The organism is Succiniclasticum ruminis DSM 9236 (genome assembly GCF_900112895.1).
In the GTDB taxonomy this organism is placed as follows: Bacteria; Bacillota; Negativicutes; order Acidaminococcales; family Acidaminococcaceae; genus Succiniclasticum; species Succiniclasticum ruminis.
Genome location: NZ_FONL01000001.1, coordinates 288579 through 307066, shown reverse-complemented (window position 1 = coordinate 307066; position 18488 = coordinate 288579). Strand labels below are relative to the sequence as shown.

16 protein-coding genes and 2 tRNA genes are annotated in these 18488 nt (G+C 51.9%); 9 read left to right on the top strand and 9 right to left on the bottom strand.

Annotated elements, in window-relative coordinates:
* Positions 1–31: 31 nt before the first annotated feature.
* Positions 32–1141 (top strand): amidohydrolase, encoded by a 1110-nt coding sequence (locus BM159_RS01445; RefSeq protein WP_093912474.1) that lies wholly within the window; start codon positions 32–34, stop codon positions 1139–1141.
* Positions 1142–1227: 86 nt separating this feature from the next.
* Here BM159_RS01445 and BM159_RS01440 read toward each other — a convergent pair whose 3' ends face one another.
* From BM159_RS01440 to BM159_RS01430, 3 genes are all read right to left on the bottom strand, one after another.
* Positions 1228–2367, bottom strand: coding sequence for a M20 family metallopeptidase (locus BM159_RS01440; RefSeq protein ID WP_177205840.1), 1140 nt, complete (start codon positions 2365–2367; stop codon positions 1228–1230).
* Between the two features lie 146 nt (positions 2368–2513).
* Positions 2514–2990 (bottom strand): YjiG family protein, encoded by a 477-nt coding sequence (locus BM159_RS01435; RefSeq protein WP_093912472.1) that lies wholly within the window; start codon positions 2988–2990, stop codon positions 2514–2516.
* On the bottom strand, positions 2987–3658 hold the full coding sequence (locus tag BM159_RS01430; RefSeq protein ID WP_093912471.1) for a nucleoside recognition domain-containing protein: 672 nt from the start codon (positions 3656–3658) through the stop codon (positions 2987–2989). Before BM159_RS01430 ends, BM159_RS01435 begins: the two co-directional genes overlap by 4 nt.
* A gap of 364 nt (positions 3659–4022) precedes the next feature.
* Here BM159_RS01430 and iadA point away from each other — a divergent pair, with 364 nt between their 5' ends.
* The 6 genes from iadA (at position 4023) to larE (ending at position 10739) form a co-directional block, all read left to right on the top strand.
* Entirely contained in the window at positions 4023–5180 is a 1158-nt protein-coding gene (gene iadA / locus BM159_RS01425; RefSeq protein ID WP_093912470.1) for a beta-aspartyl-peptidase, read from the top strand.
* Between the two features lie 94 nt (positions 5181–5274).
* Entirely contained in the window at positions 5275–7281 is a 2007-nt protein-coding gene (locus tag BM159_RS01420; RefSeq protein ID WP_093912469.1) for an ABC-F family ATP-binding cassette domain-containing protein, read from the top strand.
* 121 nt (positions 7282–7402) lie between these two features.
* Positions 7403–8185, top strand: coding sequence for a transporter substrate-binding domain-containing protein (locus BM159_RS01415; RefSeq protein ID WP_093912468.1), 783 nt, complete (start codon positions 7403–7405; stop codon positions 8183–8185).
* A gap of 217 nt (positions 8186–8402) precedes the next feature.
* Positions 8403–9053, top strand: a complete 651-nt coding sequence (locus BM159_RS01410) for an amino acid ABC transporter permease (RefSeq protein WP_093912467.1) — start codon at positions 8403–8405, stop codon at positions 9051–9053.
* 7 nt (positions 9054–9060) lie between these two features.
* On the top strand, positions 9061–9816 hold the full coding sequence (locus BM159_RS01405) for an amino acid ABC transporter ATP-binding protein (protein WP_093912466.1): 756 nt from the start codon (positions 9061–9063) through the stop codon (positions 9814–9816).
* A 95-nt stretch (positions 9817–9911) separates the two neighbouring features.
* Positions 9912–10739, top strand: a complete 828-nt coding sequence (larE, locus tag BM159_RS01400) for an ATP-dependent sacrificial sulfur transferase LarE (protein WP_093912465.1) — start codon at positions 9912–9914, stop codon at positions 10737–10739.
* 134 nt (positions 10740–10873) lie between these two features.
* Here larE and BM159_RS01395 read toward each other — a convergent pair.
* The 4 genes from BM159_RS01395 to BM159_RS01380 form a co-directional block, all read right to left on the bottom strand.
* A tRNA-Glu gene (locus tag BM159_RS01395) sits at positions 10874–10948 on the bottom strand.
* 77 nt (positions 10949–11025) lie between these two features.
* Positions 11026–11099, bottom strand: a tRNA-Gln gene (locus tag BM159_RS01390).
* Between the two features lie 76 nt (positions 11100–11175).
* The gene (locus tag BM159_RS01385) at positions 11176–13314 is read right to left on the bottom strand and encodes a hydantoinase/oxoprolinase family protein (RefSeq protein ID WP_093912464.1); all 2139 of its coding nucleotides are present in this window, start codon (positions 13312–13314) and stop codon (positions 11176–11178) included.
* 15 nt (positions 13315–13329) lie between these two features.
* On the bottom strand, positions 13330–14712 hold the full coding sequence (locus BM159_RS01380) for a transporter (RefSeq protein ID WP_093912463.1): 1383 nt from the start codon (positions 14710–14712) through the stop codon (positions 13330–13332).
* 376 nt (positions 14713–15088) lie between these two features.
* Here BM159_RS01380 and BM159_RS01370 point away from each other — a divergent pair, with 376 nt between their 5' ends.
* Positions 15089–15697, top strand: coding sequence for a hypothetical protein (locus BM159_RS01370; protein WP_093912461.1), 609 nt, complete (start codon positions 15089–15091; stop codon positions 15695–15697).
* 79 nt (positions 15698–15776) lie between these two features.
* Positions 15777–16670, top strand: a complete 894-nt coding sequence (gene lgt / locus BM159_RS01365) for a prolipoprotein diacylglyceryl transferase (RefSeq protein ID WP_093912460.1) — start codon at positions 15777–15779, stop codon at positions 16668–16670.
* 175 nt (positions 16671–16845) lie between these two features.
* On the opposite strand, the gene BM159_RS01360 is transcribed toward lgt, so the two are convergent.
* Positions 16846–17670, bottom strand: a complete 825-nt coding sequence (locus tag BM159_RS01360) for a hypothetical protein (RefSeq protein WP_093912459.1) — start codon at positions 17668–17670, stop codon at positions 16846–16848.
* A gap of 11 nt (positions 17671–17681) precedes the next feature.
* On the bottom strand, positions 17682–18455 hold the full coding sequence (locus BM159_RS01355; protein ID WP_093912458.1) for a pentapeptide repeat-containing protein: 774 nt from the start codon (positions 18453–18455) through the stop codon (positions 17682–17684).
* Between the last annotated feature and the right edge of the window lie 33 nt (positions 18456–18488).

Sequence of the window (18488 nt, the reverse complement as noted above, 5' to 3'; positions counted from 1 at the left end):
AAAACGATACTATCAGAGGGGAGATGAATGTATGTCTAACGTCTTAACTCATTATCAGTATCTCCATTCGATTCCGGAACCGGGTTTCGAAGAGGTAAAAACTTCGGCTTATCTGGCAGAAAAACTGGCTGCGGCGGGGTTTAAGGTAACCCGGAACCTTGCCGGGACCACGGGTCTTGTGGCTGAATATGACAGCGGTGTGCCGGGCCCGGTATTCGGTATCCGGGCGGATATGGACGCTCTGACCCATATCATCAACGGAAAGAAAGAATTCCGTCATACCTGCGGTCATGATGCCCACAGTTCCATGCTGCTGGCAGCGGCGGAAGAAGCACTGGCTTCGGGAATAATAAAAAAAGGCCGTTTTAAAGCAGTGTTCCAGCCAGCGGAAGAACTGGGCGCCGGCGCCCTTAAAATTTTGGAAAGCGGTGTTTTGGGCGATGTGGATTACCTGTTGGGAATGCATGTGCGTCCCACACAGGAATGCCCGGCGGGGGGCGCTATCTGCGAGATGCGTTATTCGGCCGGCTGCCAGTTCCGGGCGCGTATCAAAGGCAAACAGTCACACGGCGCCAGGCCCCATTTGGGCATCAATCCCATTGACGCGTCAACCTGTGCCATTGCGGCGGTAAACGCCATCCATATGGACCCGCGGATTCCCTTTAGCGTAAAATGTACCCGTTTCCATGCGGATTCCGGTGTGTTTAATTCAGTCCCTGAGTTCGCGGATATAACGTTTGATATGCGCGCACAGGATAACCCTACCATGAAAGAGATGCGCGAAAAGGTCATACGGGCTATTGAAAACGGAGCCGCGGCTGTGGGAGCCAAAGCGGAAGAGTTTGAATTCTACACGGATTTCCCGGCTGCGGAAGGGTTTGAACCAGGGTTTGCGAAAGTTGTACGGGAAAGCGTCGCGGAAGTTGTGGGAGAAGAGAATATTATTCCGGCCTTTAATACGTCCGGAGGGGAAGACTTCTTCTGCTTCCCGGTAAATCTTCCGCACCTGAAGGTCGGTTTCGTCGGCCTGGGTGTGGGCGCGGAACCGGGCCTGCATCATCAGGATATGCATTTCGATCCCAAATATCTGGAAAACGGAGTAAGCATCCACTGCAGAGTGATTAAAAAGATTTTAGGATAAAAAACAAAAAAATGTTGGGATGAACCCATAAAAAAAGGCAGCTCTCAATGGAGAGTTGCCTTTTGCTTTGTCCTGAAACAGTAATGTTATTTATATAGTTTAGCTTGTAAATCCAGCAAAATCTTTTCCAGGCAGTGCAGGGAAGGTTCCACGGACTTCAGTTCCAGATATTCCGCCTCGCTGTGTCCGCCTGCGCCGGTAGGACCGATGCCGTCAACTGTGGTTGCACCTGCGCCGGCCATATGGTTCCCGTCGCTGCCGCCACCGGCTTTGACCCATTCGGTGGAAAGACCGAATTCGCGGCTGGCGTTGTCGATAATTTCTACCAGACCCGCTGTTTCCGGCGTACTGGCCATGGGAGGCATGCTCGAAACAACGATAATCTCTGTTTCGATTTCTGCCGCTTTGGCATGCTCCTGCAGTTTGGCAAAGGCATCTTCCATAATGGAAATCTGAGCCTTGTCCACCACCCGCAGGTCAATATCCATGAACGCATCCGCGGCTACGCTGTTGTAACCGCTGCCGCCTTTTACTACACCGGTGTTTACCGTCATGCCGGTTTCAAAGTTGGTAAGGGCAGCCAGCTGCAGGATCCAGTAAGCCATTTCGTTGATAGCGCTGCGGCCGTCCTGTGGCGCGTTGCCCGCATGAGCTGCACGGCCTTTCAGCTTTACCTGATAATGGCACACGCCTTTACGTTCCAGAACCCGCGCGCCGTTGGCCCGGGCCGCTTCCAGTACCAGGCAGTATTTGCTGTGGGAACCCAGTTCCTGGAACCAGGACAGGACGTGTGTGCTGCCGATTTCTTCTTCCGAGTTAAAGGCCAGGCAGACCTTTAGATTCCTCAGGCTTCCGGCGGCTTCCATGGCTTTTAAGACATGGGTGGCCTGGAGGCAGCAGCATTTCATGTCGCTGACACCGGGCCCGTAGGCGCGGTCGCCTTTCACAGAGAAAGGACGTACAGCTACGGTGCCGTCAGGGAAGACGGTATCCATATGGCAGCAGAGGGTTACGTCGTAATTGGTGTCATCCGTGTTGGTGATGACCAGTGGTTTGGCGCAGTCCGGACCGCAGTCAACCCGTTTTACCCGCCACATGGGGCCGATAAAATCTTTTGCCAGGTAATCTGCGACTTTATCAATTCCGGCAAAATTCTGCGCGTTACAGTCAATATTGACCAGATACTCCAGATCTTTCATGTATTGTTCGATGTTGTAGGTTGTCATGTTCGCCTCCATTCTTTTGCTGTCAGCCATCGTTCCTTAAAACGTTATGAAAACGCATTCATCATATACCATGTGTTTGTTACTAAGAGGAAAATAAGTTGAGCATAAAATACAAAATGCTCAACTTATAAAACAGCTTATTAAAATCAGTACATAACAACCAACAGCTTCATCACCCACATGGCCAGCAGTGCGTTTAAGACCGCAATGCCTACCATAATGCCGTAGTATTTGGAATTAACTTCCGCGGTACCCAGGCAGCGACCCAGATACTGGATCAGGGAGCCCATCAGGTAAATAGCCGGCATAAGGACGGTGATGTCTTTCGGGCTTAACACATTGGAACCCAGCAGACCAGCTGCGGCGCCGATACCGCCGCCCATGGACATGAAAGAGGATACGAGGACGGTTATCGCTTCGCCCGGCAGCCCCCACAGGGCCATAATCGGCGCAAATACGGAACCTAAAATTTTTAACAGACCTGTTACGTTCAATGCTTTGATAATTACAAAAGCCATGATAACGTTAGGCATCATGTTGCGGATGCCGGTATCCCAGCCTTTGCGGCAGCCTTCGATAAACAAGTCAATAATGTTTTTCTTCTTTTCCTGTTCAGCCATCATGCCGCCTCCTTCGCACCGTTCTTTTTGTGTTCGTATTTGATATACATGCGCATCAGGTTGGCACCGAAGAATTTAAAAATCATAATCAGGCCAAAGGGAAGGATGATGGGGGTGACCAGCACGCTGAACAGCGCGGCACCGGATGAGAAGAAATTGGTGATAGTGCCGTCGCCGGAGAACTGGTACATGGCAAAGATGGTTTTTTCATCTTCGTTGATGATTCCTTCGTTGTACATGGCTTTGATCATGCCTGCGCCGGCATCGGTACTCTGATAGCTGGCGATCATGCCCAGACCGCAGGCACCGGGGATGCCAAGCAGGGGGCGCAGCAGCGGGGATAATAGTTTCTGTGCTGCTTTCAAGCCGCCTAAGCCTTCAACAACATTGACTACGGCCAGAGCAAAAATGACAGCCGGTAACAGGGACAGCGCAAAGGCAAAGCCGTCCTGGGCACCGTTGCCGCCGGCACCGCGGAAGGTCAGCATCTTGCCGTTGGCAGCGGCAATTTTGCCGAACGTACCGTTCAAGACGGTGAAGTCACACACACTGTACCATTCTTTGCTGGTAGCCAGAATTCCGGAGAAGAAAATGATGGCGAACAGCAGCGCAACATAACTGTACCACTTGACTTCTTCCTCCTGTTTCGGAACGGGTTTTTTCTCGTCCATAATGAGATTCCTCCTTACTCTTTTTTTACCGGTATGCAGAAACAACTGAAGAAAAGATCCGCTCCTGCCTGTCGGACAATAACTGTTGTCAACAACGGTTGCCGGTTATAATATTATATCATTGTTATTAATGAATTAACAGCACCCTTTGTGTCAGATTAAATCGGCAAAAAAAATATGTAACTGTTGTTACAGAAATTATCTTGTTATAATAGTTTTGTAAAATTTTAACAGTAACACAAAACGAAAAGGAAAAGCTGTGTTATGTCCTTTCGGCTATTAACGAATGTATGATATAATTAAATCAATAAAGCAAGGTACAGGCAAATTGATTTATTTGTTCAGTTACAAGGAGGAAAAAATAATGATCAAACTGTTAAAGAATGCGCAAGTATATGCTCCTGCGTTCCTGGGGAAAAAAGATGTGCTGGTGGTTGGCGATAAGATTTGCCGTATCGAAGACAATATTGCCGGTTATGAGGGGCTGCCGGATGTGGAAGTGTTTGACCTGGCCGGGAAAAAACTGTTGCCCGGTTATATCGATATGCATGTGCATATCTGCGGCGGTGGCGGGGAACAGGGTTTTTCTTCCAGCGTGCCCGCTTCCTGTCTGAGCATTTTCTTCCAAAACGGCATCACCACCTGTATAGGTCTGCTGGGTACAGACGGTATTACCCGCAGCATTGAAGCGCTGGTAGCCAAAGCGCGGGCGCTGACCGAAGAAGGAATGACCGTGTACACGCTGACCAGCAGTTATATGTATCCGCCCAAAACCCTGCTGGGCAGTGTAGAAAAAGATATCGTTATGCTCACTCCCATGATCGGCGTGAAAGTAGCCGTTTCCGATCACCGCAGTTCCAATCCTGACGGGGACGATCTGATCGCGTTAGGCGTAGAGGCTCGGCGGGCCGGCATGATCAGCGGCACCGCAGGTCTGGTGACCATGCACATGGGCAGCGGAAAAGGCCGGCTGAATCCGTTGTTCGACGCGCTGGAAAACAGCGATCTTCCGCCGAAACATTTTCTTCCTACCCACATGCTGCGCTGTCCCGAACTGATTGAAGACGGCGCGCGTCTGGTTCGCATGGGCGGTTACATGGACTGCACGGCAGGATCAGATGAAAAAGAAGTCGTAAACAGTGCGAAACTGCTTTATGACCTGTTGCACATGGACGGGGTCACCACGGATCATGTGACCATGTCTTCCGATGCGTTTGGCAGCCAGCCCAAATTTGACAGCTGCGGCGAGTGCATCGGTTACACCTATGCATCGCCCAAATACCTGCACAGGACGGTCAAACTGCTGGTGGAAATGGGTATGCCGCTGGAAGAAGTTATCAAAATGCTTACCTCAACGCCTGCAAAGATGATCGCCAAAGAAGGCATAAAGGGCTGCATTGCCCCGGGCGCGGATGCGGATCTGCTGGTGTTGGATGAGAATCTGGATATCAACAGCCTGTTTGCCAAAGGCAGGACGGCGATGCTCAACGGAAAAATATTAATGAAAGGCCGGTTTGAATAATAAGTATTTTCTGACAGGTGTTATACAGTTTCCGGCGTAATATAGTATCAGCCTGCTTGCAATACAGCAGGCTTCTTTTATAAAAGGCGGACTTATGTTGCTTCTTTCTATTGAAAACCTTGCCCACAGTTACGGGGAACGGACACTTTTTAAAAATGTAAATTTCAATATTGAAACCGGAGATAAAATCGGCCTCATCGGCATCAACGGCACCGGTAAATCCACATTGTTGCGGCATATTGCGGAAATGGACGGGGGCAGGGACCCGGAAACGGGCGAGCCGGGAAAGATTATCCCGAATGGTACCTGCGTGATTGAGTATCTGCCGCAGGACCCTCCTTTTGAACCGGATGCCACGGTGATCGAGCAGATTTTCCGGGGCGATTCTCCCATGATGAAACTGCTGCGGAGCTATGAAACCGTGTTAGATGAAACGGCGCTGCATCCGGATGATGCGGCGGTGCAGCGGACACTGCTGGAACTGCAACAGCAGATGGACCAGAATTTTGCCTGGCAGCTGGAAAGCGAGGCAAAGGCTGTATTAAACCGTTTGGGGATTACGGATTTCAATCAGAAGATGAAGACCCTGTCCGGCGGGCAGCGCAAGCGGGTAGCCCTGGCCGGCGTGCTGGTGCGTCCCTCCGATCTGCTGATTCTGGATGAGCCCACGAACCACATGGACAATGAAACCGTTGCCTGGCTGGAGGGACAGTTACAGAAACGTAAAGGCGCGCTGCTGATGGTGACCCACGACCGGTATTTCTTCGACCGCGTCATCAACCGCACGCTGGAACTGGATAACGGCACTGCCTATCTGTACACCGCCAACTACAGCGGCTTCCTGCAAAAAAGAGCGGAGCGGAGGGAACTGGAAAGCGCGGCGGCCCGTAAGCTGCAGAATATTTACCGGCGGGAGCTTGCCTGGATCAGCCGGGGCGCGGAAGCCCGCCGTACGAAAAAGAAGGACCGGGTGGAACGGTTTGCGGAAATCGAAGCGGCTGCCAAAGAAAAGGTGAACCGGCAGGAACTGGAGATCACTTCCGCGGCGACCCGCCTTGGCAAGACGGTCGTGGAACTGGAACACGTATCCTGTTTTTATGACGGGATTGAATACATCCACGACTTCAGTTATATCCTGCTGCGGGATGACCGGGTGGGAATCATCGGTCCCAACGGTGTGGGGAAGACCACCCTGATGGATATCATTGCAGGACGCCTGCAGCCGGACAGCGGTACGGTAACCATCGGGCAGACGGTAAAGATTGGCTATTTTTCCCAGCACAGTGAATTCCCCGACACCAGGGAGCGTGTGCTGGAATACATACGGGACGCAGGCAATTATGTGCTGGCGGCAGACGGGACCTATATCAGCGCGGCCATGATGCTGGAACGGTTCCTGTTCCCGCCGGAACTGCAGTGGGTGCCTATCAGCAAACTCAGCGGAGGGGAACAGCGGAGGCTGTACCTGCTGCGCATTCTGATGGAAGCGCCGAACGTGCTGCTGCTGGACGAACCTACCAATGACCTGGATATCCCCACGCTGTCGGTACTGGAAGAGTATCTGGATACCTTTGCGGGGGCTGTGATTGCTGTGTCCCATGACCGGTACTTCCTGGACCGTTTTGCCAGACGGATCTTTGCCGTTGAGGCAGGCGGTGTGCTGCGGCAGTACCCCGGCGGCTACAGCGATTATGAAAGAAGCAGGCAGCTGGAGGCGCTGGAGCAGGAAGAAATGAAAGGATTTGGCGAAACGCTGCAGAAAACTTCGCTGAACAAAAAGAAAACTGCGGAGAAGAACCGGCCTGCCGGTTCCGGTGACGATGTAAAAGGAGAACGGTCTGAAGCAGACGAACCGGGAAAAGGAATCAGTGGAAACAAATCCTCCGGCCTCACGTTCAGTGAAAAGGTTGAACTGGAAAAGCTGGAGGAAGCCATAGCGGGAAAAGAAGCGGAAAGCAAAATGATTGCCCGGGAAATTTCCCTGGCCGGCAATGATTATGAAAAAATAGCGCAATTATCAGACGACTTGAACCGGGTGGAAAAGGAACTGGAAGCGCTGACGGAACGCTGGCTGGAATTAAGTGAGCGGGATGCCGGGTAACGTGGAAAGATTCGTTAATGGATTTTATTTTCGTGCAATGGCGGGTTTTGTTTTATCTCTTTACAAATTTAGCAAGATAAAGTATAATTAACGTACCAACAATAAAAGGAAGGGGTTTTCCATCGTGAAAAAAATCTGTCTTGTACTGTTTTCAGTTTTAATGATGCTTCTGGTAGTGGGCTGCGGCAGCAGCGGCCCGAAAAAGATGGTCATCGGTCTGGATGACAATTTTGCTCCCATGGGGTTCCGCAACGAAAAGAATGAAATCGTCGGCTTCGACATCGATCTGGCAAGAGAAGCCTGCAAACGCGCGGGCATGGAAGTTACCTTCAAACCCATTGACTGGAGCGCCAAGGAAGCCGAGCTGAACGGCAAACGTATCGACGCCATCTGGAACTGCTTCACTATCAACCCGGAACGTGAAAAAGTGATCCAGTTCTCCAAACCCTACATTAACAACTGCCAGGTTGTAGCCGTTCCGGTTGCTTCCAAAATCGAAACCCTCGCTGACCTGAAGGGCAAAGCCGTAGGCGTGCAGGACGATTCCACCGGCAGCTATCTGCTGGACGGCAAGTATGCCGATATGCGCAAAGGCCTGAAAGAATACAAAAAATATCCTGACTTCGCGGCAGCATTCCTGGACATCGACTCCGGCCGTCTGGACGCGTTGGTGGTTGACGAAATCCTGGTCCGTTACTACATGAAGAAGGCTCCCGGCAAGTACAAAGTGCTGAAGGAAGACCTGGGCAAAGAAGTTGTAGGCGTTGGCTTCCGCAAGGACGATAAGGAATTTGCGGCACGCATCGACAAGATCCTGGACGAAATGAAGAAAGACGGAACCTGCAAGAAGATTTCTATGCAGTGGTTCGGTACGGACATCACCCGCTACGAGGATAAAAAATAATCCGTCGGCAGCGGCAGGCCGGCCTGTGCGGTATGTGTTACAGCTGTGCATGGAATATGCATGGAAAGATGGACAGCCGGTTATATTACCCAGGGATAACAACAAGGCCGATGGTTTATGCCACCGGCCTTTGTTTGTATTAAAAGAAACACTGATGTATCCGGTTCAGCCGCATAAAGTGATTTAATCGGTGCTTTCCTGATTAACGGAGTGTTTTATGGACTATATTATTTCGATTATCCCCCAGATGCTGATGGGGACCGTAGATACCTTACGGCTTTTCTTTATTACCATCGTGCTGGCGATCCCGCTGGGCATCCTTCTTGCCTTCTGCAGGGTATCGTCTTTTAAACTGTTGCGCGACGTTGTTGCGGCATACGTGTATGTGCTGCGGGGCACGCCTTTGATGTTGCAGCTGCTGTTCGTGTATTTCGGCCTGCCTTTTATACCGGTCATCGGCATCCGCCTGGACGATTTTCCCGCTGCGGTGCTGGCCTTTGTACTGAATTACGGCGCGTACTTCTGCGAAATTTTCCGGGCCGGTATCCAGGCGATCCCCAAAGGACAGTATGAAGCGGCGAAAACCCTGGGCATGAACTATGTGCAGACCATGAAGCGGATCATCCTTCCCCAGGTATTCAAAATCATCCTGCCGCCGGTAAGCAACGAGACCATTACCCTGGTAAAGGATACCTCATTAATCTACGTGCTGGCCATGAACGACCTGCTGCGCACCACCCGGAACCTGGTACAGCGGGACTTCAACATCATGCCTTTCGTAGTTGCCGCGGTGTTTTATCTGGTGATGAGCATGATTCTTACTTACGGATTTAACAAACTGGAAAAACATTTTGCAAGATGGGACTGAATACATTATGCGTAAGATAGAAGCAAAGAGCATTTGCAAAAAATTTGATGACCTGGAAGTGCTGAAAAGCATTGACATGACGGTGGATGAAGGAGAAGTTGTCGCTATCATCGGACCGTCCGGCGGCGGCAAGAGCACCTTTCTCCGCTGCCTGAACAAGCTGGAGACTATCAATGGGGGAACCATTATTATTGATGGCGAGACTCTGGTGAGTACGGACGAAAATGGCAACGTGCGCTACGCTGACAATTCGTCCAGGATTGCCTGCCGGATGGGCATGGTGTTCCAGCAGTTCAATCTGTTCCCACACATGACGGTGCTGGAAAACCTGATGGAAGCGCCGGTACATGTGCAGAAGCGGAATCCTGCGGAAGTGCAGAAGGAAGCGGAAGCGCTGCTGGAGAAAGTCGGGCTTCTGGAAAAACGGGATCAGTATCCGCTGCGCCTTTCCGGCGGGCAGCAACAGCGGGTGGCCATTGCCCGCGCCCTCTGCATGAAGCCGGATATCATGCTGTTCGATGAACCGACCTCTTCGCTGGATCCGGAACTGACCGGCGAAGTGCTGAAGACCATGCGCAACCTGGCGGAAGATCACATGACCATGGTGGTGGTGACCCACGAGATGGGGTTTGCACGGGAAGTGGCGACGAAAGTTTTATTCATGGCAGACGGGTACATCCAGGAACAGGGAGTACCGGAGGAAATTTTCGGGAATCCGAAGAACGAGCGGCTGAAGAGCTTCCTGAAGAGCATTTTAAAATGAGTTGCATGAAGTTTGGCATTAAAGAGTTCCCGAATCGGAAAAACTGATAGGATAAGAATTAAGAAATATTCTGTAGGAATTCGCGAGGTTTTCTAATGAATGAACTGGAAAATAAACGAAAAAAACTGGAACAGATTTTAGAGCAAATGGGAAATGTGGCTGTTGCTTTCAGCGGAGGCGTGGATTCTTCTCTCCTTCTGGCAGTGGCTGCGCGGATGTATCACGTCAAGCTGATAGCCGTGACCGCTTCTTCCATAAGCTATGCGGAACATGAGAAGGACGATGCCCGGCGCTTTGCCCAGCGCATGGGTGTGAAACACCGCTATCTGGACTTTGACCAGATGAGCATTCCCGAATTCGTGGCCAACGGGCCGGAACGCTGCTATTATTGTAAAAAGGCAATCTTCAGCGCGATTCAGACGTATGTGGCAGAAGAGGGCTTTACCAATGTGGTGGACGGCAGCAATGCGGACGATGTAAAAGCCTACCGCCCGGGTGCAAAAGCGCTGTCGGAACTGGGGATCCGGAGTCCTCTGCAGGAAGCCGGCCTGAGCAAAGCGGAGATTCGCAAACTGAGCCGGGAAATGGGCTTGTTTACGGCATCCAAACCGTCTTATTCCTGTCTCGCGACCCGCATCCAGTACGGCGAGTCCATTACGCCGGAAAAACTGGCGCGAATCGAACAGGCGGAAGAGTTTCTGACAAAACTTGGCTTTACCCATATCCGGGTGCGTACTTACGGTACGCTGGCCCGCATTGAGGTGGAACCGTCCCAGATTACCCTGCTGGCGCAGGTAAACACCCGCAACAAAATCATCGCGCGGCTAAAGGAGCTGGGCTACAATTATGTGACGCTGGACCTGGCGGGTTTCCGCAGCGGCAGCATGGATGTGACCTTGGGGAATAACCAGCAGAGTTGCTGAAGCAACAACAATAAAAACGAAAAGCAAAACGTTGGCAAAAAACAAAAATAAAACGAAAATCAAAAACGAAAATCCAAAAAAATAAAAACAAAAAACTCCGTTACCCTTACCGGGTAACGGAGTTGCTTTTTATATGGCAGCGCCAATGGGAATTGAACCCATGATTTCGCCTTGAGAGGGCGACGTCTTGACCTCTTGACCATGGCGCCGTGAGATTACGTAACTATTATACTACAAATCTGCCGGAAGTGAAAAGCACGTCAGCAAAATTTTTCAGATAAAAAAATGGCTCCGGGACTAGGGCTCGAACCCAGACAAGAAGATCCAGAATCTCCTGTGCTACCATTACACCATCCCGGAGTGAGTACTTGTTTATAATAGCGCAATAGTAAGAAAATGTCAATAGTTTTTTTGCGGATATAAAAAATAATTATCGTTACCGCACAGCCAGTATTACAATCGTTTCGTTGTCCGGTACATCAGCCAGTTCGATTTCCAGCACGGCAAAAACCTGTTCAGGGCTGGCAAGGCCGGAAAGATCTAGCTGCTTTTCCCCGTAATACGCGAATAAACCCGGCAGCTGCCCGCCTGTCGTGCCGAACTCTGTTGTGTCTTCCAGCAGTAACCGAAGATCCTCGCGCAGGTTGTCCCTGGAAGTGACAACCGCTCCCAGGCCTTCCCGCCGGAGGCAAATGATACCATTACGGTCCAGTACGCGGACCTTGTGTTTCTGTACGGGAAAAAGGCCGAACAGTTTTTCTGTGTACGGCCCGTCAAAAACATGCCACTTGCCCGCAGTTGCCGCCCCGGTTACACTTTCTTCCGAAAGTTCCATAGAGCGGGCGGCAATGGAACGCAATTCCTCCGCGTCCGGCGCGTTGGCAATACGTTCGCTTTTACGGAGTTCCGTAGCGCCCATGGCAACAGCCCGGAGGGTGCTGGTCTTTTTATCAATTTCAATGGAAATCTCAACCGTGGCTTCCCGGGCGCCGGCCCGTAATACCTGTTCCATGGCAGTGTGACGGATGGAACGGATATCTTCTTCGGTGGGATTGACCACGGTACGTTCCACAACTTCCCGCACCATGGCCATCGCTACCCCGATGGTTGAAATGATGGGCGCGTTCTTCACGATTTTCCAGCGCAGATTCAGAGAGTTTCCCAGATACGGAACAATCACGCCGGCGCTTCCGCCTCCCCCTGCCAGGCAGAGGATCGATGGGGAAAGTTCATATTCTTTTATAAGGCTGCTGACCAGTTTGCCGATTTTTCTGGCTGCCAGGTCCATGGCTGTTTTAGCCGCTTCCTCCGCTGTGCAGCCAATCGCATTTCCCAGCGCCTGCCAGGCGATCCGGGCGCTTTCCCGGTCACCATCCGCGTAGTCCCCTGCCGGGACGCTGCCCGTCAGATTGGCGGCGCCGGCCAGTGTCAGGGAAACGCGTTTTCCGTCTGCGCCTTCCGCGACTGCATACACTTCATCGTCCTCAGCGCAGGGAGCAATCAGTTTCAGCTCCGGCCTTTCCAGCTTTCCGGAAAAAACTTCATAGGGCAGGCCGGCGATATGCGCGCTGCGGGGTCCCACATCCGTAATTTTTCCGTTTTCAACCCGGATCATGCTGCCGCCTGCCACACCCAGGGTGCGCACATCCAGAGAGGAAAGATAGGTTTTATGGCCGCCTACTTCGCCGTACCGCACCATGACGCGGCCGTCCTTGACTACAGAGATATCCGTCGAGGTTCCTCCGGATTCCAGAAAAATGCCGTCCGAAAGCCGCTCGTACATCAATACGCCTGCAACGCCGGCGGCCAGCCCCGACAGCATGGTCAGAATCGGGCGACGCCGCACTTCGTCCACGTTCATTACGCCGCCATCGCAGCGCATAATCATCAGGGGGGCGGGAATGCCGGAGCGTTTTACACAGGCCTCGGTCATGTCGGCGGTTTCCATCATTTTGGGAATCAGGCTGCCGTTGATGACGGCAGTGCGGGTACGCACCCGGAGCCCGTAGAGTTTGGAAACCTCATGGCCTCCCGTTGCGTAAAGGCCTTTTTCACGCGCCAGTTCCATCACGAACTGTTCGTTGTCCGGATCATCCACGCTGTAAGGTTCCGTTGCCACGATGACTTCGGCGCCGGCTTCTTTCAGCTTTTCAATCGCTGATGAAATTTCCTGCCGGGCTGCCGCCGCGTCCGCGGTTTTTACAAACACGTGAAGCGTTTTCAGATCTTTTCCCCTGGCCAGGGGAATAGGACCCGTGTTACTGATCTGCTTTACCCGTGCCGCTTCCAGCCCGCTGCCCATGGCAAGGATGCCGGCCACAGCCACATCGCCTTCCAGTAATGCGTTGGTGGCCTGCGTCGTCCCGTGGGCGATAAAAACCACTTCTTCCGGCGCGATGCGGTTGCGGTTCAGGAGGTTCTGCAAAACGGTGATGATCCCTTCCGCCACGCCTTCCCCGGAAGCGTGGGTAGTGGGCAGCTTTTCCCGGGCGATGATTTCGCCGGTTTCGTTATCAATAGCCACGGCATCTGTGAAGGTTCCCCCCACGTCGATGCCAATCCGTATCTTTCTCATGTGTTGCTGCCTCCTTTACTGCGTCAACCAGACATAAGCCAGCATCAGAAGGCACATAACCCAGGCATAGGGAAGGATCCGTTTCAGGATGATATCCGTATCCACGCCGGTATAACCGCCGATCCAGGTATTGTGGGAATTCGTCGGATCGGCCAGCCCCTGCAGGTAACCGACGGCAATGAACATGCCGCACAACGCGATGGGCGGAACGAAACTCAGTCCGGTGAGGATCGCCGCAATGCCCGCTCCCATGCCGTACATGTTAAGAGGGCCCCGGTAGAGGGCTGCCGGAGCGAACACGGCAAAGAACAGAAGCAGCCCGTTCTGGCCCGAAGGCAGAATGGACCCGATAAGGGGCTGCAGGATAGCAATGGATGCGGGATGTATGGAAGCCGCAATCAGCATGCCGATGCCGATAAACAGGAACAGCACCCCGGCCACATCCCGGATTCCTTCCACGAAAGCACCGGTCAGTGTATTGACGGTCTTTCCGGGACAAACGGTCAGCGTGGCATACAGTGATGCCGTGATGAAACCGAACAATGCCGCTGCCACCGGGTCGATCTGATCCATCAGGGGGAGACCGAAACCGTGGGTCAGCCGGAGAATCACGATGACTGCCAGAGGAAGAATGGGGGCGATCAGTGCAGCTGCCGGCAGTTCTTTCTTTTTCCGGATCAAACCGCCGGGATGGCTGGTGAAGATGCCTGCCAGTGCCTGCACCAAAGTTATTGGCAAAGTAAGGATACCTGACAAAATTTCTTTAATTGCAGCGGGAAGCGTATTTTTTCCGCCATTCCCGGAAGAAATATTTTTAATAATATAGAAGCAGGTAACCAGAGCGGCGATGGCAACACCGGGCAGATAATACTGCAGGGCCGCTTCGCTGCCGAAGATGCCGATATACGTGCCGTACCCCGCAATGTTGGCCATACCCCCTGTGCAGATGGCCAGCAGGAAAAGCGCTGCGGCGTCGACAGGCGGAATGCCCACACCGGTCATAAGGGGAAGGGTGATGGAGCCGATCATGATGACAGGGCCCAGGCCGCTCATACCGGAAAAAACAAAAACCGTGGCCGCTGTCAGCAGGAAGGCGATGGAAACGGGCTGGTCCCCGGACAGTTCCGCCGCTTTTTTGATAATGGCGTCAGAGATTCCGACTTTTTGAATTACCCGTGCAAACATGGCGCCGAAGATGACAAGGGCGATGGGGGAAGCGAGGCGGAGCGCCCCGCCCAGCAGCACATCGTTTAGCCAGGAGACAAAGGGCATCCCGGCCACAAATGCGATCCATGCAGCCAGCAAAGGCAGCGCCAGCAGTGTGGGCAGCAGCCGCATTACCATCACCACGGTGAAAATCAGGAAGCCTGCCAATAATATAATTCCTGTAAATGTCATAATGTCAGTCTTTCATAAATGAACAACAAATAGTGTACAAAGTTGTTGTTGCAGTACGGACCTGCCTTGCAGGGAACGCCTGCAAAATCATTGTAGCGTATTTTGTCCGGCAAAACAAGATGATGGATGAAACAGAAGTTGTGTTTTGTATTATCCGGATTCAGCACATAGATTTTCACAAATATTTCACAATTTTTATAAAAAAACACCGTTTTTGCGGAAAACAGACAAAAATCCCCTCAAATGTGAAATATTGTTCACAATTTTTACTGAAAAATGCTTTTCTTTTTTGTAACATACCCGTAAACTAACACTTGTGCCGTGCGAAGCGCAGCACAAAATAATTAAAAATTATATAAGGAAGGTAGTAAAAACAATGCAGGAATGGAATTTTAAAGAAAAGTATGAAATCATTGAAACGTTGCTGAAAGAGATTAACCAGGGGAGGAAAAATTTTCAAAAGTGTTCCGATGATAAAGAATTTTTAGAGCCTATATTTTATATGTATGACGTAATGGAGAAGAATGCTTTATTCATCCGGGACGAATGCCGCAATTCCATAGAACCCGCTGTCAATAAAATCTACGCGCTTGGGGATAAAAAAGGAGGAAAACTTACCGGAAAAGAAATAGAGAAAGGGCTTCATGCATATTTCAGGATTGGTTACGAACAGGATTGTCTGGATGCCATGTTTATGATGAACAATGAACTGATGGAAGCGTTATTCAAAGCGATGTTTCCGGAAGATGAGTGGGATTCGGAGATCATTAAAGGATATAATATCGGGCCTGATGTTGACTTTGATAAAATGCCCCGGCTCCCTTCTGTTTTGAAAGCTTTCGATTTTGAAAGTACAGTTAAACGTCTTGAGTGGCTGGTTGAACATTATCACGATGACGAGAATGCCAAACTGTACCTGAAAGCCAGACAGGATGTGCGAAAGAAATATAAAGAGAAATTAAAAATAAAAGAAATGAAGCGGTAAGTACAAGAAGCACATGGATTTGTTCGTGCGGTTTGTGGTATGATAGATAGCAGAATAGAATCTGAATGGAGATCATACTATGCACCAGTATTTATTTCATATAGGTGACTTCCCCATACGCATGTACGGGCTGATGCTCACCCTGGCGATTTTCCTGGCTACCGGCACGGCGTATTTTCTGGCGCGGCAGGACGGACGCTGGCATGAGCACGTGCTGGATATCGGCATTTACGGCGGTTTTGCCGGACTGATCGGCGGCCGCCTGTGGGATGTGTTTTTCTTTGACTGGAGCTATTACCAGGACCACCTGCTGGAGATCCCGTTTGTGTGGCAGGGCGGTATGGCGGTGCAGGGCGGTATGCTGGGCGGTTTGGTTACCGGTATCATTTACTGCAAGCTGCATAAGATCGACTGGCTGGCGCTGGCGGATATCGTCTGTCCGGCCATGATTTTAGGGCAGGCTGTGGGGCGCATGGCCAACCTGCTGAACGGTGACGCGTTCGGCGCGCCCACCGGCGGCGACTTCGGTCTCGTTTATCCCGAGGGGACGCTGGCCCGGGCAACCTATGGGACGCAGCCTTTATGGCCCGCGGAAGTGTGGGAAGGGCAGCTGGACGTAGTGATCTTCGCGCTGCTTTTGGTGTTCCGCGCGTTTCCCCATGCCAAAGGGCAGGCCCTGTGTCTGTACGGTTTCCTGTATTCGCTGGAACGTTTCTGCCTGGAATTTTTGCGGGGCGATTACGCGGAGCCCTGGCTCTTCGGTCTTACCAGCGCCCAGGCGACCAGCTCCGGTTTCATGCTGGTATGCATCGGCTTTTTCCTGTACTTTGGCTATCTGGCGAAGCAGGATCCGGAACGTGTGATGCTGCCGGGCAGTGCCGTGGACCGGACCGGTGGGGAGGCCGGGAAAACGGCAGGAACGGCAATGGAAGAAGAAAAACGTAAACAGGGCAGGAATGCAAAGAAAAGGTAAGCGGCTGCGTAACTAAGCAACTGCATAATGTTAATCGCATCATAACTTCAAATTGCGCAAAATAAAAGACGGACGTTGGAATCAACGTCCGTCTTTAGTTTATGTATGTTATACATAGATATTGAAAATCTTTTTGCAAACTGCTTCCGGTGAACGAACTGGCAACTTCTCTCCATCACCACTTGGGCGGGAAGTAACGGCTTTGCAGCTTGTTCTCGGCCGATTTGATGACCCAGCCCCGGCCCGGAACGACTTCCAGGTTGGCAATGCCTTTGAAAACCTGCTCGATGTTGGTTTCCGGAGTGGAATCTTTTGCAGTCAGCGTATACTCGACGGAGGTCATGTCAGGTCCGTCGGCCACGTTCACCGCATCCGTGATCACGCTGCTCACCGTGGTGGTGAATCCCTTACAGAAGGCGCCGAAATCGCCGAAGGCGTTTTTATAGCCGTCGCCTAAAAAACTCCAGGCCCGTCTCATTTCTTTGTTGGTGATGCATTCATGGTAATCCGTCAGGACCGCCCGGGCGGTTTCCCGGGAACCCAGTACCTGGCGGCTAAGCTGTTTGCCGGTGCCACTGTCTATCCTCCAGGAACCGTTTATCCGTTTCATAATGGCGGAACATTCAAAGGTCTGCACCACAATCTGCCGGTCGTTTTCCCAGTCTTCCGCTTTCAGCAGGTAAAACATCTCCAGGGTATCAGGGTCCCGCTGCAGCATGCGGAAACGGCTGGGGCGGCTGGAGATGGTTGTCCGGTAACCCTGCGCAAAACTATCGTAGCTTCTGAATGCGTTTTTATAATCTTCTGTCAGTATGTCCCAGGCCAGCCCCGGCTCGCCGTCGGTAATTTTATGGTGGAAATATTCCACCGTTTCGGCGGGGCTCATCCCCGGAGGGAAGGTGTGGGACCTGGGCAGGCCGCCGTAAGGATTGGCCGCTGCGGTGAGGGTGAACGTTAACGCAAGGACGGTTGTCAGAACGAATAAAAATAATCTTTTCATGTTACCTCCTTTTAAAAGACAGTCTTTTCTTTAAAGGCTGTTCCCCACACGGTATCTTTCAGTACGGCGCCTTTCATTTCCGCGTTGTCCAGCATGGCATTTTCGAACACGGCTTCCGTAAAATCCCCGTTGGTCAGCGTGGCTTTCCCCAGTTTGGCGCTGGTGAAATTCGCGCGTTGCGCCTTAATGCCGTGGGCGTGGACCTCATACAGGTTGGCCCCGGCAAAGAGGCTGTCCGACAGATCGGCTTCATACATCCAGCAGTAGGACAGGTTGGCAAATGTAAAATCACTCCGGTGCAGGTCGGCTTTGTCGAACGTTGATTCCTGGAAATTCCCGGTGTAGGCCGTAACGCCCGTCAGTTTGGCGCCGCGGAAATCCGCGCGGTAAAAATCACCGCCGGACAGGTCCGCGTTTGTCATATCCGCATGACCGAAATACGCATATGGCGCTTCGGCGTCTTTAAAACTGGCGCCGGACAACCGGGCTTCGGAAAAGACGGCCCGCTTCAGTTTGCAGCCCTGCAGGCTGGCTTTGTCCAGGATGGTCCGCTCCAGCCTGGCTCCGGTCAGGTTTGCGTTCTCCAGGTTGGCCCCGGTCAGGTCCAGACCCGTCAGATCGGCGCCGCTCAGGTTGGCGTGGCTCAGGTCCGCATGGGAACAGTTTTGCCCGCCGGTTACGGCGGCCAGGTCAGCGCTGCTGAACGCTTCCGCCGCAGGCTGGACTGCAAAGCCTGCAAGGAGTGAAACGATTATGCCAGAGAAAAATAATTTAGACTGTTTCATATATGCCTTTCATAAAAACATGCTTTGATTGTA

Bases quoted from the DNA above. Each gene is read 5' to 3' on its own strand.
- BM159_RS01445 (WP_093912474.1), top strand. From the start codon at position 32: ATGTCTAACGTCTTAACTCATTATCAGTATCTCCATTCGATTCCGGAA.
- BM159_RS01440 (WP_177205840.1), bottom strand. From the start codon at position 2,367: ATGACAACCTACAACATCGAACAATACATGAAAGATCTGGAGTATCTG.
- BM159_RS01435 (WP_093912472.1), bottom strand. From the start codon at position 2,990: ATGATGGCTGAACAGGAAAAGAAGAAAAACATTATTGACTTGTTTATC.
- BM159_RS01430 (WP_093912471.1), bottom strand. From the start codon at position 3,658: ATGGACGAGAAAAAACCCGTTCCGAAACAGGAGGAAGAAGTCAAGTGG.
- iadA (WP_093912470.1), top strand. From the start codon at position 4,023: ATGATCAAACTGTTAAAGAATGCGCAAGTATATGCTCCTGCGTTCCTG.
- BM159_RS01420 (WP_093912469.1), top strand. From the start codon at position 5,275: ATGTTGCTTCTTTCTATTGAAAACCTTGCCCACAGTTACGGGGAACGG.
- BM159_RS01410 (WP_093912467.1), top strand. From the start codon at position 8,403: ATGGACTATATTATTTCGATTATCCCCCAGATGCTGATGGGGACCGTA.
- BM159_RS01405 (WP_093912466.1), top strand. From the start codon at position 9,061: ATGCGTAAGATAGAAGCAAAGAGCATTTGCAAAAAATTTGATGACCTG.
- larE (WP_093912465.1), top strand. From the start codon at position 9,912: ATGAATGAACTGGAAAATAAACGAAAAAAACTGGAACAGATTTTAGAG.
- BM159_RS01385 (WP_093912464.1), bottom strand. From the start codon at position 13,314: ATGAGAAAGATACGGATTGGCATCGACGTGGGGGGAACCTTCACAGAT.
- BM159_RS01380 (WP_093912463.1), bottom strand. From the start codon at position 14,712: ATGACATTTACAGGAATTATATTATTGGCAGGCTTCCTGATTTTCACC.
- BM159_RS01370 (WP_093912461.1), top strand. From the start codon at position 15,089: ATGCAGGAATGGAATTTTAAAGAAAAGTATGAAATCATTGAAACGTTG.
- lgt (WP_093912460.1), top strand. From the start codon at position 15,777: ATGCACCAGTATTTATTTCATATAGGTGACTTCCCCATACGCATGTAC.
- BM159_RS01360 (WP_093912459.1), bottom strand. From the start codon at position 17,670: ATGAAAAGATTATTTTTATTCGTTCTGACAACCGTCCTTGCGTTAACG.
- BM159_RS01355 (WP_093912458.1), bottom strand. From the start codon at position 18,455: ATGAAACAGTCTAAATTATTTTTCTCTGGCATAATCGTTTCACTCCTT.